We start from the raw sequence: 16,265 nt of genomic DNA, 5'->3' as shown, positions 1-16,265 counted from the left end.
AGAGGGGTCACCGCACATCACCATCCAGAGGGGTCTTCAGCGGTACGACAACTCGCCGGTGCGGGGGATACGACCCGCCGCCCCCTCACTCCCCAGAGGGAGATACCCCAGAGGGATCCGCCGCGCCCGCCGCGATCAGACCCGTCTCGTACGCGCAGATCACCGCCTGGATCCGGTCCCTCAGCCCCAGCTTCGCCAGTACGTTCCCCACGTGCGACTTCACCGTGTGCTCGCTCACCACCAGCGCCGCCGCGATCTCCGCGTTCGACAGCCCCCGCCCCAGGTGCAGCAGCGTCTCCCGCTCCCGGGCCGTCAGCACCTCCAGCCGCTCCGCCGCCAGGGCCGGGGCGGCCGGCGGCCGGGCCGTCGCCGCCGTGTACTCCTCGATCAGCCGCCGCGCGACCGACGGCGCCAGCAGCGACTCGCCCGCCGCCACCACCCGCACCGCGTGCACCAGGTCGTCCCGTCGCACGTCCTTCAGCAGGAACCCGCTCGCCCCCGCGTGCAGCGCCTCGTACACGTACTCGTCCGAGTCGAAGGTCGTCAGCATCACCGTCCGGCACGCGCCGCCCCGCGCCGAGATCGCCCGGCAGGCCTCGATCCCGTCCAGCACCGGCATCCGGACGTCCAGCAGCGCCACGTCCGGGGCCAGCCGCTCCACCGCGGCCACCGCCGCCGCCCCGTCCCCGACCTCCGCCACCACCTCGATGTCCTCCTGGACGTCCAGGATCATCGCGAACCCGCTGCGCACCAGCTCCTGGTCGTCGGCCACCACCACACGGATCGTCAATTCCCCACCTCCAGCGGCGAGGTTACAAGCACCGTGAACCCGCGCCCGTCCGGCCCCGGCCCGGTCCACGCCGTCCCGCCGTGCGCCGCGGCCCGCTCCCGGATCCCGATCAGCCCGTGCCCGCCCGCGGCGCCCCCGGCCGCACCCCGGCCGTCGTCCGTGACCCGGACGGCGAGCTCCCGCGGCCCGTACTCCAGACGTACGTCCACCGCCGAGGCCCCCGCGTGCTTCACCACGTTGGTCAGCGCCTCCTGCACCACCCGGTGCACCGTCGCCCCCAGCGCCGCCGGCAGCTCGCGCACCGCGCCCGTCCGCTCGTACGACACCGCCAGCCCGCTCGCCCGCACCCGCTCCACCAGGGCCCCGAGCTCCCCGATCCCCGGCTGCGGAGCGCGCGGAGCCGCCTCCTGCGTCCGCAGCACGCCCAGCATCGTCCGCAGCTGCGCCATCGCGTCCCGCCCCGTCTCGGCGATCGCCTCGAACGCCGCCTCCGCCCGCTCCGGGGCCCGGCGCACCGCCACCGGCCCGGCCTCCGCCTGCACCACCATGATGCTGACGGCGTGCGAGAGGATGTCGTGCATCTCCCGCGCGATGCGCGCCCGTTCGCGCGCCGCCGCCTGCTCCGCCTCGATCCGGTTCGCGCGCTCCAGCTGCGCCGCCCGGTCCTCCACCGCCGCCGTGTACGCCAGCCGCGTGGCCTGCAGCCGCCCGAGCGCGAACGCCGCCGCGAACACGAAGAGCGAGAACAGCAGCTCCCGGGCCGTGCCGGTGTTCAGCCCGACGGACACCGCGATCACCAGGACCAGCGCCGCCGCGACGGCCAGCCGCACCCGCGGCGGCCGCAGCAGGGCGATCGAATAGACGCAGACCAGCCCCGCGTACGGCAGCGGCTGCCCCGGACCGTCCAGCGCCAGCCGGTAGACCGAACCGGCGACGAGCACCCCCAGCAGCGCCGCCACGGGAGCCCGGCGCCGCCACAGCAGCGGTACGTTCCCCAGCGTCGTCAGCAGGTACGCCGTCCATGTCGCCGGGGAGTCCGCCGGATCGCGGGGCACCACGAAGGGGATGGTCGCCGCCACCTGAACCAGCAGCGTCAGCCCCGCGTCCCGCCAGCGCGGATCCGCCCGCAGGGCCCGCTCCCGCAGGCGTTCGCCGAGCCCGCGCCTCACCGCCCGAGCTCGGCCCGTACGGCGGCCAGCGCGTCCAGCCGGTTCGTGGTGACGGAGTCCACCCCGGCCCGCAGCAGGGCCCGCATCGACCGCTTCGTGTCCGCCGTCCAGGCCGACACCAGCAGCCCGTCCCGGTGCAGGGCGTCCGTGAGCTCCCGGCTGACCAGCCCGAAGCGGTAGTTGAGCCAGCGCGGGGACACCGCGTCGATCAGCACCCGGCGCGGCGGCGACAGGGTGGTCCAGGTCAGCGCGATCTCCGCACCCGGGTCGGCGGCGCGCACCGCCAGCATGGTGTTCGGGCCGGCGCAGTAGTAGGTGCGGTCGCGGGCCCCGCACTCGCGCACCAGGTCGACGACGGTCCGTACGGCCTCGAACGTGGCCCCGGGCAGGTCGATCATCAGCCGGCCGGCCCCGGCCTCCATCAGCGCCTCGCGCAGGGTGGGCACCCCGCCCCCGGCGAGCTCCTTCAACTGCGGTGCGGTGACGGCGTCGAGCCGTACGTCGTGGCCCCACAGCCGCTTCAGCGTCTCGTCGTGCAGCAGGACCGGCACGCCGTCGCGGGTCAGCCGCACGTCGATCTCCACCGCGTCGGCCCCGCGCGCGAACGCGGAGCCGATCGAGGCGAGGGTGTTCTCACGGACTCGGTAGGGATCGCCGCGGTGGCCGACGGCAGTCAGGGTGCTCATGCCCCCATTCTCGGGGGCCGGAGCGATCAAGGGGAGTCAGCGGGCCAGCCATTCGGCCGTGTACGCGTCGATCTCCGCGGTCAGCCTCGCCTTGCCGGCCGGGTCCAGGAAGGAGGCCTCGACGGCGTTCTTCGCCAGCTGGGCGAGGCCGCGCTCGTCGAGGTCGAGGAGCCGGGCGGCGACCGCGTACTCGTTGTTGAGGTCGGTGCCGAACATCGGCGGGTCGTCGCTGTTGATGGTGACGAGCACGCCCGCCCGCACCATCTCCTTGACGGGGTGTTCGTCGAGGTCGGCCACGGCGCGGGTGGCGATGTTGGAGGTCGGGCAGACCTCCAGGGCGATGCGGTGCTCGGCGAGGTAGGCCAGCAGCTCCGGGTCCCGCGTGGAGCTGGCGCCGTGGCCGATGCGCTCGGCGCCCAGTTCGCGGACGGCGTCCCAGACGGTCTCCGGGCCCGTGGTCTCGCCCGCGTGCGGCACGCTGTGCAGGCCGGCCGCCCGGGCCCGGTCGAAGTACGGCTTGAACTGCGGGCGCGGCACGCCGATCTCCGGGCCGCCCAGGCCGAAGGAGACCAGGCCCTCGGGGCGCAGGTCGACGGCGAGGCGGGCGGTCTCCTCGGCGGCCTCCAGGCCGGCCTCGCCGGGGATGTCGAAGCACCAGCGCAGGATGACGCCGAGCTCGGACTCGGCGGCCTTGCGGGCCTCCTCGATGGCCTCCATGAAGGCGCGCTCGTCGATGCCGCGGCGCGTGGACGAGTAGGGCGTGATGGTCAGTTCGGCGTAGCGGATGTTCTGCCGGGCCATGTCGCGGGCGACCTCGAAGGTCAGCGTGCGGACGTCGTCGGGGGTGCGGACCAGGTCCACGACCGACAGGTAGACCTCGATGAAGTGGGCGAAGTCCGTGAACGTGAAGTAGTCGGCCAGGGCCTCGGGGTCGGTGGGGACCTTCGAGTCCGGGTGGCGGGAGGCGAGTTCGGCGACGATGCGCGGGGACGCCGAGCCGACGTGGTGGACGTGGAGTTCGGCCTTCGGCAGCCCCGCGATGAAGGGGTGCAGGTCGGACATGGGGGCCTCCGGTGGGACGCTGGTGCGTGCAGGTCTGCTTCATCGTAGGCAGGCCCGGCCCTGTCGGCGGCAGCGCTTAGCATGGCTGTACGAGAGGGGGGCGCCGTATGACCGACCAGAGCCCTGAGCCGAGGGACCCGTGGGCGCCGCCCGAGGGGCGGGCGGGCGAACCGGGCGGTGGCCCGCGCCAGGCACCGGGGACCCCGGGGGGCCCGCCGTCCGTGCACGACCAGCAGACGGTCGTCGGGCTGCCGGGAGCCGACGGGACGCCGCCCGTGTCCGGCCCGGCGCCCTTCGCCGCACCGCCTCCGGCCTCCGCACCGCCTCCGGCCTCCGCACCGACGCCGCCGGCGCCGGGCGCCGCGTACGGATACCCCGCCCAGGGCGGGTACGGGCAGCCCGGTCCCGCCGCGGCCCAGCCGCCCGGCCAGCCCGGGTACGGCTATCCCGGCTACCAGCCCCCCGCCGGCCACCAGGCCCCTCCGGCGTACCCGGGCGCGCCCGGCTACCCGGCCCCTCCCGGCTACCCGGGCTACCCCGGCTACACCGGGTACCAGCCGTACGGACCCGGCCCGAACAACGGCTTCGGCGTCACCGCGCTGGTCCTCGGGATCCTCGCGGTCGTCGGGTGCGTCACGAGCTTCTTCGCCATCGCGCTGGGCATAGCCGCGGTGGTCTTCGGGGTGCTCGGCCGGGGCAAGGCGAACCGGGGCGAGGCCACCAACGGCGGCGTCGCCCTCGCCGGCATCATCCTGGGCGCGATCGGCATCGTGCTGGGCGCCCTCCTGGTGGCGGTCATGTTCGCCGGGTTCATGGCGGACACCCTCAACGAGACCCCGGACGGCGGCTCGCACTCGAACACGCAGGTCCGCGAGCGGGTCTGACACCGAGGCACCCGGCAGGACCGGCGCGGCCCCGCGACGGCGGACACGGTGAAGGGCCGGTCCCGGGCAGCAGCTGCCCGGGACCGGCCCTTCACCGTTCCCGCGGGGGGCCTACGCGGCCCACGGCCAGTCGGCGTCCCGGCCGCCCTCGATCAGGGAGACCATCCGGAAGGCCGCGTCGGTGAGCCCGCCGAAGGTGTGCCGGTTCGCCGTACCGGACGGCGCGTGGCCCACCTGGTAGCCGGCCAGGTTCCAGGTGTAGACGGGGACCTTCCCGGGCACCAGGGCCGTCGGATCGCCGCCGTACGCGTAGTCGGCCTGCTCGTCGGTGACGATCAGGACCCGGTCGTGGCGCTTGTAGTGCCGGCGCACGGCCTCCGCGGTGTTGGTGCCGCCGAGGCTCTCGAACCGTTCCAGCACCTTGAGCACCGACTCGCCGCGCCGGTACGCGACCTCCTTGCTCACGGTGCCGAACTGCACCAGGTCCGCCCGCTCGGCCCGCAGGGCCAGCGCCGTGCCGAACACGGCGGCCGCGTCGGCCCGGTTGAGCTGCGAGCGGGCCGACAGCGGCGACCACATCGAACCGGAGCGGTCGACCAGGATCAGCGTCCGGCCGGGCAGCTCCGGCACGTTGGCCAGCGCGTGCCCCAGCGCCTGCTCCAGCGGGTACGACCAGCGCAGCGAGGGCGCGTGCTGGTAGGCGGCCAGGTAGCGGAAGGGGAACTGCCGCGACCGGGCGACGGACTCGGGATCGCTGATCCTCCCCGCGACCTCCCGGGCCACCGCGTCCGAGACCCCCGCCTGGTCGAAGTTGCGCAGGTTCCGCAGCAGGGCCATCGAGCCCATGGACGGGATGACCGCCTCCCACACGGCCGCGTCCATCGGCCCCTGGAGCCAGCCGGCCAGCGCCTCCCAGGTCATGCCCGCCTCCGCGAGCCGGTCCGCCCCGTCCTTCCCCGTCACCACGGCCCGGCGCCGCTCGACCGGGAGTGCCATGAGCTCCCGGTGGGCGGTCAGGGTGCGGTCGCCGGCCGGGACCTCGGCGGTCTCCGGGTGGTGGCGCCGGTCGAGGGCGTAGCGGAACAGCTCGCCCTGCCAGGGCCTGGCCGGGTCGGGCGAGGCGTGCACCAGGTTGAGGACGTCACCGAAGCGGAAGCCCTTCGACGCGGTGTCGTACTTCAGCAGCGAGGCACTGGAGTAGAGGCGGCGCACGGCGTCGGCGATGCCGCGCTTCACGGGCTTGGGGACGTTGCGCCCGTGCACCGCCGTCCAGTAGGCCAGCAGTTCGCCGGGCTCGTCGGCGCGCAGCAGTACGGAGTCCACGACCCGCCGGTTGGACGGCCCGTCCGTGGCGCCGGCGTCGAGGCGCGCCTTGACGTACTCGGCGGCTCCGACGAGGGAGGCCGTCCGCATGCTGCCGTCGCGACGCAGCCAGTGCAGCAGGCCGGCGGTCCACTCCGGGTCCTCGACGGCGAGCCGGCGCACGAGTGCGGCGAAGCGGTCGTCGCGGTCCCCGCCGGACTCGTACGCGGTGTTCTGCGTGACGAAGTTGGCGACGGCCAGCAGGAACAGCTCGGAGCGGGCGTCGCGGACGAAGCCGGGGCTGCCGTGGTGGTTGGCGGTGCGCCGGCCCGTGGAGCGCACGGGCGAGGCGGGCGCGGACGTGGTCCTGGACGCGCGCTGGTTGAAGCGGGCCATGTGAATCCCCCCGAATTCAGGACGAAGAGCGGGGGAGGCGTGCCGGTGGGGGATGCCCGAGATCGGAGTCGGAGACGGTACACATGCCCGGCGAGCCACCAAGCTGCTCCACCGGCCCGTGCCCTCGCGGGTGTGGGCCGGGTGGGATTCGAACCCACGACCTCCGGGTCCCGGAAGTAACCGTCGCCTGCGCACCGGGCATCCCCCACGCGGGCCTCCCGAGATCAGATGGGGCGGCGGCATGATTTCTGCGAGAAGTAGCCGCCGCCGGGCGCACCGGGAGGTGCGTGACGACTAGGTGTCCAGAGAACAAGGCCGGCGAAACCACAAGGTGCTCTGCCGACTGAGCTACACCGGCACGAGTACCGGTGGCGGGACTCGAACCCGCGACCGCCCGATGAGTAGTCGAAGTAGGTCTCGCCTTCGCACCTGGACGAGGTCCACGTTAGGGTCCGCCCCACCCGCGCCGCCACGCATTTACGGAGCCCTCAGCAGGCCTCCTCGCGCAGCCGCGTACGCGCCTCCATCAGGGCGAACCCCAGCAGGTTCAGGCCACGCCAGCGCGCCGGGTCCAGGACGCGGTCGTCGTCGGGGGCCAGCCCGACACCCCAGATCCGGTCCACCGGGCTCGCCTCCACCAGCACCCGCGCCCCCGTACCCAGCAGGTACGCGCGCAGCGCCGGGTCGGAGCCGAACTTGTGCACGCTGCCCTCCACGACCAGCGCGAACCGCTCCCGCTGCCATATCGCCTCGTCGAAGCCGCGCACCAGGCGCCCGGCCTTCTTCGCCTGCGCCGGACTGCCCGCCTCCAGAGCGGCCCGCTCGGCCTCCGGATCCCCGAACAGGCGGGCCTTCCCGGCCATCATCCAGTGCTCGGCCGTCGCATACCGGACGTCACCCACAGTGAAGGGGGACGGCCACCACTGGCTGAGGCAGCTCGGCCCCAGGCTCCCGTCCGGGCGCGGCCGGTGTCCCCAGAACGGCAGGAACTTCACCCGCTCACCACGGCTGACCTGCCCGATCAGAGCGTCGATCTTCTCCATGCACGCGAGTCTGCCAGCCACCACTGACACTTCGTACGGGATTTGCGGCGCGCCTCGACACATGGTCGACCGATTCCGTCGCGTAATCAAAAGGCAACAACGGAATCACTTGGCGGAGGGAAAGCCCTCTGTCAGGATCGGCACTCAATTCGAGCTGTAGCTACGGAGAGCGTGAGAGCGTGATGGGTAACCGCTTCCAGGTCAAGGACCGCTTCGCAGACGGCGCGCAGTACATCGACGGCCGCCTCCGGCCCGGTACCTCAGGACGGTCGCACACCGTCGTCGACCCCGCCACCGGCCAGGACGTGCTCACCTACGAGCTCGCCGGCCCGGCCGACGTGGACGAGGCCGTCGCCGCCGCCAAGCGGGCCTTCCCGGCCTGGTCGGCCGCCACCCCGGGCGAGCGCTCGGACGCCCTGCACCGGCTGGCCGCCGTCCTGGCCGAGCAGGCGAAGGACTTCGCGTACGCCGAGTCCCTCCAGTGCGGCAAGCCGCTGAAGCTGTCCACGGAGTTCGACGTCCCCGGGACCATCGACAACACCGCCTTCTTCGCGGGCGCGGCCCGCCACCTCCAGGGGCAGGCGGCCGGCGAGTACTCCGGCGACCACACCTCCTACGTACGCCGCGAGGCCATCGGGGTCGTCGGCTCCATCGCCCCCTGGAACTACCCCCTCCAGATGGCCGCCTGGAAGATCCTCCCGGCCGTCGCCGCGGGCAACACCATCGTCCTCAAGCCCGCCGAGCTCACCCCGCTGACCTCCCTGATGTTCGCCCAGGCGGCCAAGGAGGCGGGGATCCCCGACGGGGTGATCAACATCGTCACCGGCGCCGGCCGCGACGCGGGCGAGCACCTGGTCGGCCACCCCGACGTGGTCATGACCTCCTTCACCGGCTCCACCGCCGTCGGCAAGCGGGTCGCCGAGATCGCCACCGCCACCGTCAAGCGGCTCCACCTGGAGCTCGGCGGCAAGGCCCCCTTCGTCGTCTTCGACGACGCCGACGTGGAGGCCGCCGCCCACGGCGCCGTCGCCGCCTCCCTCATCAACACCGGCCAGGACTGCACCGCCGCCACCCGCGCCTACGTCCAGCGCCCCCTCTACGAGGCCTTCACCGCCCGCGTCGCCGAGCTGATGGAGACCGTCCGCCTCGGCGACCCCTTCGAGCCCACCACCGACCTCGGCCCGCTGGTCTCGCACGCCCAGCGCGACCGGGTCGCCGCCTTCGTCGAGCGCGCCCGCGCGTACGCCACCGTCGTCACCGGCGGCGAGACCCCCGGAGGGGATCTCGCCGAGGGCGCCTACTACCGGCCCACCCTGATCACCGGCGCCGCCCAGGACAGCGAGGTCGTCCAGTCCGAGATCTTCGGCCCGGTCCTCGTCGCCCTGCCCTTCGACACCGACGACGAGGGGCTGGCCCTGGCCAACGACACCCCGTACGGCCTCGCCGCCTCCGCCTGGACCCGGGACCTCTACCGGGCGAACCGGGCCACCCGCGAGCTCAAGGCGGGCTGCGTCTGGGTCAACGACCACATCCCGATCATCAGCGAGATGCCGCACGGGGGCTACAAGGCCAGTGGCTTCGGAAAGGACATGAGCTCTTACTCTTTCGAGGAATACACGCAGGTCAAGCACGTGATGTACGACAACACCGCGGTGGCCGCCAAGGACTGGCACCGCACGATCTTCGGGGACCGATAGCCGCAGCGCCGCCTGACCAGCGGCCCTCCCTCCCGAAAGGGCAACGCGCATGGAGCAGTTCGAGCCCGACCGCCTCTCGGCGGCGCAACTCGCCGCGATGCGGCGCAGTCTCACCAGTGGCCGCGGCGCCCTCACCCGCCGCTCGCTGCTGCGCGCCTCCGGAGCCGGGGCGCTCACCCTGGGCGGCCTCGCCGCCCTCACCGCCTGCGGCATCCCGCCCGCCAAGCGCGAGGGCGGCCAGGCGGCGCCGTCCGACGACCACTCGGACCAGGAGAAGGAGATCATCTTCTCCAACTGGACCGAGTACATGGACACGAGCGACGACGAGAAGTCCCGTCCGACGCTGGAGGCGTTCACCAAGCGCACCGGCATCGAGGTCAAGTACACCGAGGACATCAACGACAACGTCGAGTTCTTCGGCAAGATCCGCCCCCAGCTCGCGGCCGGCCAGGACACCGGACGCGACCTGATCGTCGTCACCGACTGGCTCGCCGCCCGCATCATCCGGCTCGGTTGGGCGCAGAAGCTGGACCCCGCCCACCTCCCGAACGCCTACGCCAACCTGATTCCCCAGTTCCGCAACCCCGACTGGGACCCGGGCCGTGCCCACAGCTACCCCTGGACCGGCATCGACACCGTCATCGCCTACAACGTCAAGGCCACCGGCGGCAACAAGGTCGACTCCGTCACCCAGCTGCTCGACGACCCCACCCTCAAGGGCCGCGTCGGCTTCCTCACCGAGATGCGCGACACCGTCGGCATGACCCTCCTCGACCAGGGCAAGGACCCGGCGAAGTTCACCACCGCGGACTACGACGCCGCCCTCGGCCGCCTCCAGAAGGGCGTCGACACCAAGCAGATCCGCCGCTTCACCGGCAACGACTACACCGCCGACCTCGACAAGGGCGACATCGCGGCCTGCCTCGCCTGGGCGGGCGACGTCATCCAGCTCCAGGCCGGCAACCCCGACATCAAGTACGCGATCCCGGCCGCCGGCTACATCACCTCCAGCGACAACCTGCTGGTCCCCGCCAAGGCCCGGCACAAGGCCAACGCCGAGAAGCTCATCGACTACTACTACGAGCCCGCGGTCGCCGCGCAGCTGGCCGCCTTCATCAGCTACGTCTGCCCGGTCGACGGCGTCAAGGACGAGCTGGCCAGGATCAAGCCGGAGCTCGCGGACAACCCGCTGATCGTCCCGGACAAGGAGATGGCCGCCAAGGCCCACGCCTTCCGCTCCCTCAGCAGCGAGGAAGAGACGGCGTACGAGGAGAAGTTCGCCAAGCTCATCGGCGCCTGACCGGCCCCCTCGCCGGCCCTCCGCGCGCCCCCGCCCCCCTTCCACGACACACCACCGAAGGCCCAGGCCCATGACCGACACCACCGCGAGCGGCGACGTCCGCCTCGCCGGGATCAGCAAGCACTACGGCTCCTTCACCGCCGTGCACCCGCTGGACCTCACCATCCCGCAGGGCTCCTTCTTCGCCCTCCTCGGCGCCTCGGGCTGCGGGAAGACCACCACCCTGCGCATGATCGCCGGCCTGGAGGAGCCCTCCACCGGCACCATCAGCCTGGGCGAGCGCGAGGTCACCCACCTGCCGCCCTACAAGCGCCCGGTGAACACCGTCTTCCAGAGCTACGCGCTGTTCCCGCACATGGACATCTTCGAGAACATCGCCTTCGGCCTGCGCCGCCGCGGCATCAAGTCGGTCAAGAAGCAGGTCGACGACATGATCGACCTCGTCCAGCTCGGCGAGCACGCCCGCAAGAAGCCCCACCAGCTCTCCGGCGGACAGCAGCAGCGCGTGGCCGTCGCCCGCGCCCTGATCAACCACCCCCAGGTCCTCCTCCTCGACGAGCCGCTCGGCGCCCTCGACCTCAAGCTGCGCCGCCAGATGCAGCTGGAGCTCAAGCGGATCCAGACCGAGGTCGGCATCACCTTCGTGCACGTCACCCACGACCAGGAGGAGGCCATGACCATGGCCGACACGGTCGCGGTGATGAACGGCGGCCGCGTCGAGCAGCTGGGCGCCCCCGCCGAGCTCTACGAGAACCCGCGCACCACCTTCGTCGCGAACTTCCTCGGCACCTCCAACCTGATCGAGGCCTCCGTCGAGTCCGCCGGCTCCGACGTGACCGTCTCGGCCTCCGGCGCCACGCTCCGGCTGCCGGCCGCCCGATGTTCGACGACGCCCCGCACCGGCGGAAAGCTGCTGGTCGGCGTGCGTCCCGAGAAGATATCCCTGGTCCCTGCCGAGGAGGAGCAGACCGTCCCGGCCGGCCGCAACAAGATCACCGGCAAGATCGCCGACTCCTCCTTCATCGGCGTCTCCACCCAGTACGTGATCGACAGCCCGGTCTGCCCCGAGCTGGAGGTCTACGTCCAGAACATCGAGCGCGACGCCCGCCTGGTCCCCGGCGCCGAGGTGGTCCTGCACTGGAACCCGGAGCACACCTTCGGCCTGGACGCCGCTCAGGACATCGACGCGGGCATCGAGACCGTCGAGGAGAGCGCGTGACCGCCACCGCCGCGCCCCCGCGGGCCGAAGCCCCGGCCGAGCCCCCCGTCCACCGGGCCTCGCTGAAGAAGCGCCTGATCCCGTACTGGCTGCTGCTCCCCGGCATCGTCTGGCTGCTCGTCTTCTTCGTGCTGCCGATGGTCTACCAGGCCTCCACCTCGGTGCAGACCGGCTCCCTCGAAGAGGGCTTCAAGGTCACCTGGCACTTCCAGACCTACTGGGACGCCTTCACCGAATACCTCCCGCAGTTCCTGCGCTCCCTGGCCTACGCCGGCACCGCGACCGTGCTGTGCCTGCTGCTGGGGTACCCGCTCGCCTACCTGATCGCCTTCAAGGCGGGCCGCTGGCGAAACCTTTTGCTGGTCCTCGTCATCGCCCCGTTCTTCACCAGCTTCCTGATCCGCACCCTGGCCTGGAAGACGATCCTGGCCGACGGCGGCCCGGTCGTCGGCGTCCTGCACACGATCGGTTTCCTGGACGTCACCAGCTGGCTCGGCATCACCGAGGGCAGCCGGGTTCTGGCCACCCCGCTCGCGGTGGTCTGCGGCCTGACGTACAACTTCCTGCCCTTCATGATCCTGCCGCTCTACACCTCGCTGGAGCGCATCGACACCCGTCTCCACGAGGCCGCCGGCGACCTGTACGCCACCCCGGCCACGGTGTTCCGCAAGGTGACCTTCCCGCTCTCGATGCCGGGCGTGGTCTCCGGGACCCTGCTGACCTTCATCCCCGCCAGCGGCGACTACGTCAACGCCGAACTGCTCGGCTCCACGGACACCCGGATGATCGGCAACGTCATCCAGTCGCAGTACCTGCGGATCCTCGATTACCCGACGGCGGCCGCGCTGTCCTTCATCCTCATGGCCATCGTGCTGATCATGGTCACCGTCTACATCCGCCGAGCGGGAACGGAGGACCTGGTCTGATGCGTTGGCTCCGCCGCAATCTCGTCGTCATCGCGGGCCTCGGCACGCTCGCGTACCTGATCCTGCCGAACGTCGTCGTCACGGTCTTCTCCTTCAACAACCCCACCGGGCGCTTCAACTACGCCTGGCAGGAGTTCTCCCTCGACGCCTGGAAGGACCCCTGCGGGGTCGCCGACCTGTGCGGCTCCCTCGCGCTGTCCCTCCAGATCGCCCTGTGGGCGACCATCGGCGCCACCGTCCTCGGCACCGCCATAGCCTTCGCGCTCGTGCGCTACCGGTTCCGGGCGCGCGGGGCGGTCAACTCGCTGATCTTCCTGCCGATGGCCATGCCCGAGATCGTGATGGCCGCCTCGCTGCTCGCCCTGTTCCTCAACATGGGCATCCAGCTGGGCTTCTGGACCATCCTGATCGCCCACGTGATGTTCTGCCTCAGCTTCGTCGTCGCCGCCGTCAAGGCCCGCGTGCTGTCGATGGACCCGAGGCTGGAGGAGGCCGCCCGCGACCTCTACGCCGGGCCCGTGCAGACCTTCCTGCGCGTCACCCTGCCGATCGCGGCCCCCGGTATCGCGGCGGGCGCGCTGCTGTCCTTCGCGCTCTCGTTCGACGACTTCATCATCACCAACTTCAACTCGGGCAACACCGTCACCTTCCCCATGTTCGTGTGGGGATCGGCCCAGCGCGGTACGCCCGTCCAGATCAACGTCATCGGCACGGCGATGTTCGTCATCGCGGTGCTGGTGGTCCTCGCCGGCCAGTGGGCCGGCAACCGCCGCAAGAAGGCACAACCGAAGTAGACCCCTGTAGGGAGTTGGAAGCCATGGCCCCAGTCGCCATGCGTAGTGTTGCGAAATCCCTTTCCGAAGCGAAGCCGGTCTCGTACTGGCTGGACGACCCCGGCCGCCCCGACCCGCAGCCGGCCCTCACCTCCGACGAGAAGTGCGACCTGCTCGTCATCGGTGCCGGCTACAGCGGGCTGTGGACCGCGCTGCTCGCCAAGGAGCGCGACCCCGGCCGGGATGTCGTACTGATCGAGAGCAAGGAGGCGGGCTGGGCCGCCTCCGGCCGCAACGGCGGCTTCTGCGCGGCCTCCCTCACCCACGGCTTCGCCAACGGCCTGGCCCGCTGGCCCGGCGAGCTGGCCAAGCTGGAGGAGCTCGGCGCCCGCAACCTCGACGCCATCGAGGAGGCGGTCGCCCGCTACGGCATCGACTGCGACTTCGAGCGCACCGGCGAGATCGACGTGGCCACCGAGCCGCACCAGGTCGAGGAGCTGCGCGAGCTCCACGAGGAGGCCCTGAGGCTCGGCCTCGCGGACGGCTCCGAATGGCTGGACGGCGAGGCGCTGCGCGCGGAGGTCGACTCCCCGACCTTCCTCGCGGGCCTGTGGGACCGCGAGGGCGTCGCCATGCTCAACCCCGCCAAACTGGCCTGGGGACTGAAGCGGGCCTGCCTGGAGCAGGGCGTGCGGATCTACGAGAACACCCGCGGCCTCAGGATGGCCCGGGCGGGCGCCGGGATGACCGTGGAGACCCCGTACGGCACGATCCTGGCCCGCCGGGTCGCCCTGGGCACCAACATCTTCCCGTCGCTGGTCAAGCGCATCCGCCCGTTCACCGTCCCGGTCTACGACTACGCGCTGATGACCGAGCCGCTGACCGAGGAGCAGCTGGCCTCCGTCGGCTGGAAGAACCGCCCGGGGCTGGGCGACAGCGCCAACCAGTTCCACTACTTCCGCATCACCAAGGACAACCGCATCCTGTGGGGCGGCTACGACGCGATCTACCCCTACCGGGGGAAGCTCGACTCGGAGTACGACCACCGCCCCGAGACCTACCTGAAGCTGGCGGAGCACTTCTTCACCGCCTTCCCCCAGCTGGAGGGGCTGCGCTTCAGCCACGCCTGGGGCGGGGCCATCGACACCTGCTCCCGCTTCTCGGCCTTCTTCGGCACCGCGCACTCCGGCCGGGTCGCCTACGCCGCCGGCTACACCGGGCTCGGGGTGGGCGCGACCCGCTTCGGCGCGGACGTGATGCTGGACCTGCTGGACGGGCTCTCCACCGAGCGCACCCGGCTTGAGATGGTGAGGTCCAAGCCGATGCCGTTCCCGCCCGAGCCCCTGGCCTGGACCGGGATCGCCCTCACCAAGTGGTCGCTGGCCCGCGCCGACGCCCGGGGCGGCCACCGCAACCTGTGGCTGAAGACGCTGGACCGCTTCGGCCTCGGCTTCGACAGCTGAGGCCGCCGGCGGGCGCGCCCCGGCGCACTCCCGCGCCGGGGGCGTGACCCGCTTCACCTCCATGGAGTAACCCGACCCGCGTCATAGCCACGCCCGGCCCCGCTCTCTCCCGGTGAGACACCCTCACACCGCGAGACGAACGGAGGCCGGGCGATGGCGTTCCCGGGGACCAGGACGGCAGTGGAGTGGCTGGCGGCGGCGGCACCCGACCCGGACGCCTGCCGGTGGGAATGGGAGCGGAGCCCCCTCGGGGTCGCCCTCCTGCCGGCGGGCGTGCACTGGGACCTCCTGATCACCCCGGGGCCGCTGGGCTCGGCGGCCCTCGGAGTACTGCGCCGGCTGCCCGCCCCGCCCGGCCCGGTACTCGCCGCCGGCCGGACCTCCCGCCTGGGCTTCTTCGTGCCCGCGGGCACCGCCGCCCACTGGGTCGGCACGGGCGTACGGGGCGCCGGGCGCGGGAGCTGGATCGCGGTCCCGTACCCCGCCCGGGCGACGGGCGGCCCGCGCTGGCTGCACCTCCCGGACGGCCGCGGCACCCTGACGGACCCGGCCCTGCTGGAGCTCGCCCTGCACGAGGCGGCGGCCAGGGCCCTGGCGGGGGAGGGCTGATCGGATGTGACCGGGCGCTGAACGGGGACCGCTTCGGCGGCCGGGAGTTCAGCCGGAACTTCGAGGCGTACTCCGGCCGGCCGCCCACCGCACGCCGAGCAGCGGGGGCGTGCACAGGAGCAGGCTGGCCATGACGTCGAGCGGCCAGTGGAACCCGCGCAGGACCAGGCCCGCCGCGGTCAGGGCCGTCAGGGCGGCCGCGGCCGGCAGGGGCCAGCGGCGGCGGGTGTGCGGGGTGACGAGCAGGGCCGCGGCCGTGTAGGCCGTCAGGGCCGTGGCCGTGTGGCCCGAAGGGTAGTAGCCGGCGGCCCAGGGTTCCAGGGGGCCCGGGCGGGCGGTCCACTCCTTGAGCGGCACGATCAGCGCCGGCACCAGGGCCATCGCGGCGCCGGCCGCGAGGGCGGCGAGGCGCCGGCCACGCCGGACGGCGAACGCCATGGCCAGGGCGAGGACGGGGACGGCGACCGGGATGTTCCCGAGGTCCGCGAGGCGCTCGGTGACGGAGTCCGGGACGGTCCGCACCAGCGCGCGGCTCAGTGCCCGGTCCGGGGCCAGCAGCGGGCCGCCGACGAGGACCTGCCAGGTGACCAGGGAGAGCAGGACGGCGCACAGGGCCGACAGCAGCAGGGGGAGGAAAGAGGCCGGCCGTCCCGGAACAGGGGGGATGGTTCCGGGACGGCCGGCCGGATCGGGTTGCCGTGCGCCCCGGGGGGTTTGGGGCGGACGGCCGTCCGATCGGAGAGGAGTGTGCGCGAACGCATGCCCAGTACGGCGCTGGGGAAGCCCTGTACCGGTTTCGCCCCCGGTTGCCCGGGAGCGGTCTGTCTCACTCATCTGCAGAAACCGTACGGCAGCCGAGGGGGGACCGACAGCAGGAACGGCCTCTTGTCATCGGCCCCCCACAGCTTCTTCACAGCGCCCGACCGTTACCGGCGGTACCGGCGGG

15 protein-coding genes are annotated in these 16,265 nt (G+C 72.4%); 8 read left to right on the top strand and 7 right to left on the bottom strand.

Annotation, left to right across the window (positions count from 1 at the left end; translation table 11 throughout):
- Positions 1-85 precede the first annotated feature (85 nt).
- Genes ACZ5NJ_RS33820 through ACZ5NJ_RS33805 form a run of 4 tightly spaced genes read right to left on the bottom strand, consistent with a single transcriptional unit; the run spans position 86 to position 3,707 of the window.
- Positions 86-790, bottom strand: a complete 705-nt coding sequence (locus ACZ5NJ_RS33820) for a response regulator transcription factor (protein ID WP_468770084.1) — start codon at positions 788-790, stop codon at positions 86-88.
- Positions 787-1,959, bottom strand: a complete 1,173-nt coding sequence (locus tag ACZ5NJ_RS33815; RefSeq protein ID WP_468770082.1) for a sensor histidine kinase — start codon at positions 1,957-1,959, stop codon at positions 787-789. The genes ACZ5NJ_RS33820 and ACZ5NJ_RS33815 overlap by 4 nt, the downstream gene beginning before the upstream one ends.
- Positions 1,956-2,645 carry a glycerophosphodiester phosphodiesterase gene (locus ACZ5NJ_RS33810; protein ID WP_468770080.1) on the bottom strand — a complete coding sequence of 230 codons (690 nt, stop codon included), beginning with the start codon at positions 2,643-2,645 and terminating at the stop codon, positions 1,956-1,958. The genes ACZ5NJ_RS33815 and ACZ5NJ_RS33810 overlap by 4 nt, the downstream gene beginning before the upstream one ends.
- 36 nt (positions 2,646-2,681) lie before the next feature.
- Positions 2,682-3,707, bottom strand: coding sequence for an adenosine deaminase (locus ACZ5NJ_RS33805; protein WP_468770078.1), 1,026 nt, complete (start codon positions 3,705-3,707; stop codon positions 2,682-2,684).
- A gap of 221 nt (positions 3,708-3,928) precedes the next feature.
- Between ACZ5NJ_RS33805 and ACZ5NJ_RS33800 the strand changes: the two genes are divergently transcribed.
- Positions 3,929-4,591, top strand: a complete 663-nt coding sequence (locus tag ACZ5NJ_RS33800) for a DUF4190 domain-containing protein (RefSeq protein ID WP_468770076.1) — start codon at positions 3,929-3,931, stop codon at positions 4,589-4,591.
- 111 nt (positions 4,592-4,702) lie between these two features.
- Here the strand turns inward: ACZ5NJ_RS33800 and ACZ5NJ_RS33795 are convergent, their stop codons facing one another.
- Together ACZ5NJ_RS33795 and ACZ5NJ_RS33790 are read right to left on the bottom strand one after the other, a co-directional pair.
- Positions 4,703-6,289: a vWA domain-containing protein gene (locus ACZ5NJ_RS33795; RefSeq protein WP_468770074.1), complete on the bottom strand. Its 1,587-nt coding sequence runs from the start codon at positions 6,287-6,289 to the stop codon at positions 4,703-4,705.
- A 488-nt stretch (positions 6,290-6,777) separates the two neighbouring features.
- Positions 6,778-7,332: an NADAR family protein gene (locus ACZ5NJ_RS33790; protein WP_468770072.1), complete on the bottom strand. Its 555-nt coding sequence runs from the start codon at positions 7,330-7,332 to the stop codon at positions 6,778-6,780.
- A 182-nt stretch (positions 7,333-7,514) separates the two neighbouring features.
- Here ACZ5NJ_RS33790 and ACZ5NJ_RS33785 point away from each other — a divergent pair, with 182 nt between their 5' ends.
- The 7 genes from ACZ5NJ_RS33785 to ACZ5NJ_RS33755 all read left to right on the top strand — a co-directional run bounded on the left by ACZ5NJ_RS33785 (position 7,515) and on the right by ACZ5NJ_RS33755 (position 15,319).
- Entirely contained in the window at positions 7,515-9,029 is a 1,515-nt protein-coding gene (locus tag ACZ5NJ_RS33785) for a gamma-aminobutyraldehyde dehydrogenase (protein ID WP_468770127.1), read from the top strand.
- Between the two features lie 49 nt (positions 9,030-9,078).
- Positions 9,079-10,329: an ABC transporter substrate-binding protein gene (locus tag ACZ5NJ_RS33780; RefSeq protein ID WP_468770070.1), complete on the top strand. Its 1,251-nt coding sequence runs from the start codon at positions 9,079-9,081 to the stop codon at positions 10,327-10,329.
- 70 nt (positions 10,330-10,399) lie between these two features.
- Complete coding sequence (locus tag ACZ5NJ_RS33775) at positions 10,400-11,548, top strand: ABC transporter ATP-binding protein (RefSeq protein ID WP_468770068.1); 1,149 nt, start codon at positions 10,400-10,402, stop codon at positions 11,546-11,548.
- Positions 11,545-12,474 carry an ABC transporter permease gene (locus tag ACZ5NJ_RS33770; protein WP_468770066.1) on the top strand — a complete coding sequence of 310 codons (930 nt, stop codon included), beginning with the start codon at positions 11,545-11,547 and terminating at the stop codon, positions 12,472-12,474. The genes ACZ5NJ_RS33775 and ACZ5NJ_RS33770 overlap by 4 nt, the downstream gene beginning before the upstream one ends.
- Positions 12,474-13,268 (top strand): ABC transporter permease, encoded by a 795-nt coding sequence (locus tag ACZ5NJ_RS33765; RefSeq protein WP_045947668.1) that lies wholly within the window; start codon positions 12,474-12,476, stop codon positions 13,266-13,268. The genes ACZ5NJ_RS33770 and ACZ5NJ_RS33765 overlap by 1 nt, the downstream gene beginning before the upstream one ends.
- 23 nt (positions 13,269-13,291) lie before the next feature.
- Positions 13,292-14,710 carry an NAD(P)/FAD-dependent oxidoreductase gene (locus tag ACZ5NJ_RS33760; RefSeq protein ID WP_468770063.1) on the top strand — a complete coding sequence of 473 codons (1,419 nt, stop codon included), beginning with the start codon at positions 13,292-13,294 and terminating at the stop codon, positions 14,708-14,710.
- 153 nt (positions 14,711-14,863) lie between these two features.
- Positions 14,864-15,319, top strand: coding sequence for a hypothetical protein (locus tag ACZ5NJ_RS33755; RefSeq protein WP_468770061.1), 456 nt, complete (start codon positions 14,864-14,866; stop codon positions 15,317-15,319).
- A 48-nt stretch (positions 15,320-15,367) separates the two neighbouring features.
- On the opposite strand, the gene ACZ5NJ_RS33750 is transcribed toward ACZ5NJ_RS33755, so the two are convergent.
- Positions 15,368-16,153 carry a phosphatase PAP2 family protein gene (locus ACZ5NJ_RS33750; RefSeq protein ID WP_468770059.1) on the bottom strand — a complete coding sequence of 262 codons (786 nt, stop codon included), beginning with the start codon at positions 16,151-16,153 and terminating at the stop codon, positions 15,368-15,370.
- Positions 16,154-16,265: the final 112 nt, after the last annotated feature.

The sequence above is a fragment of the Streptomyces sp. NPDC032091 genome (genome assembly GCF_055580265.1).
This window is presented reverse-complemented; position numbering and strand designations above follow the sequence as displayed.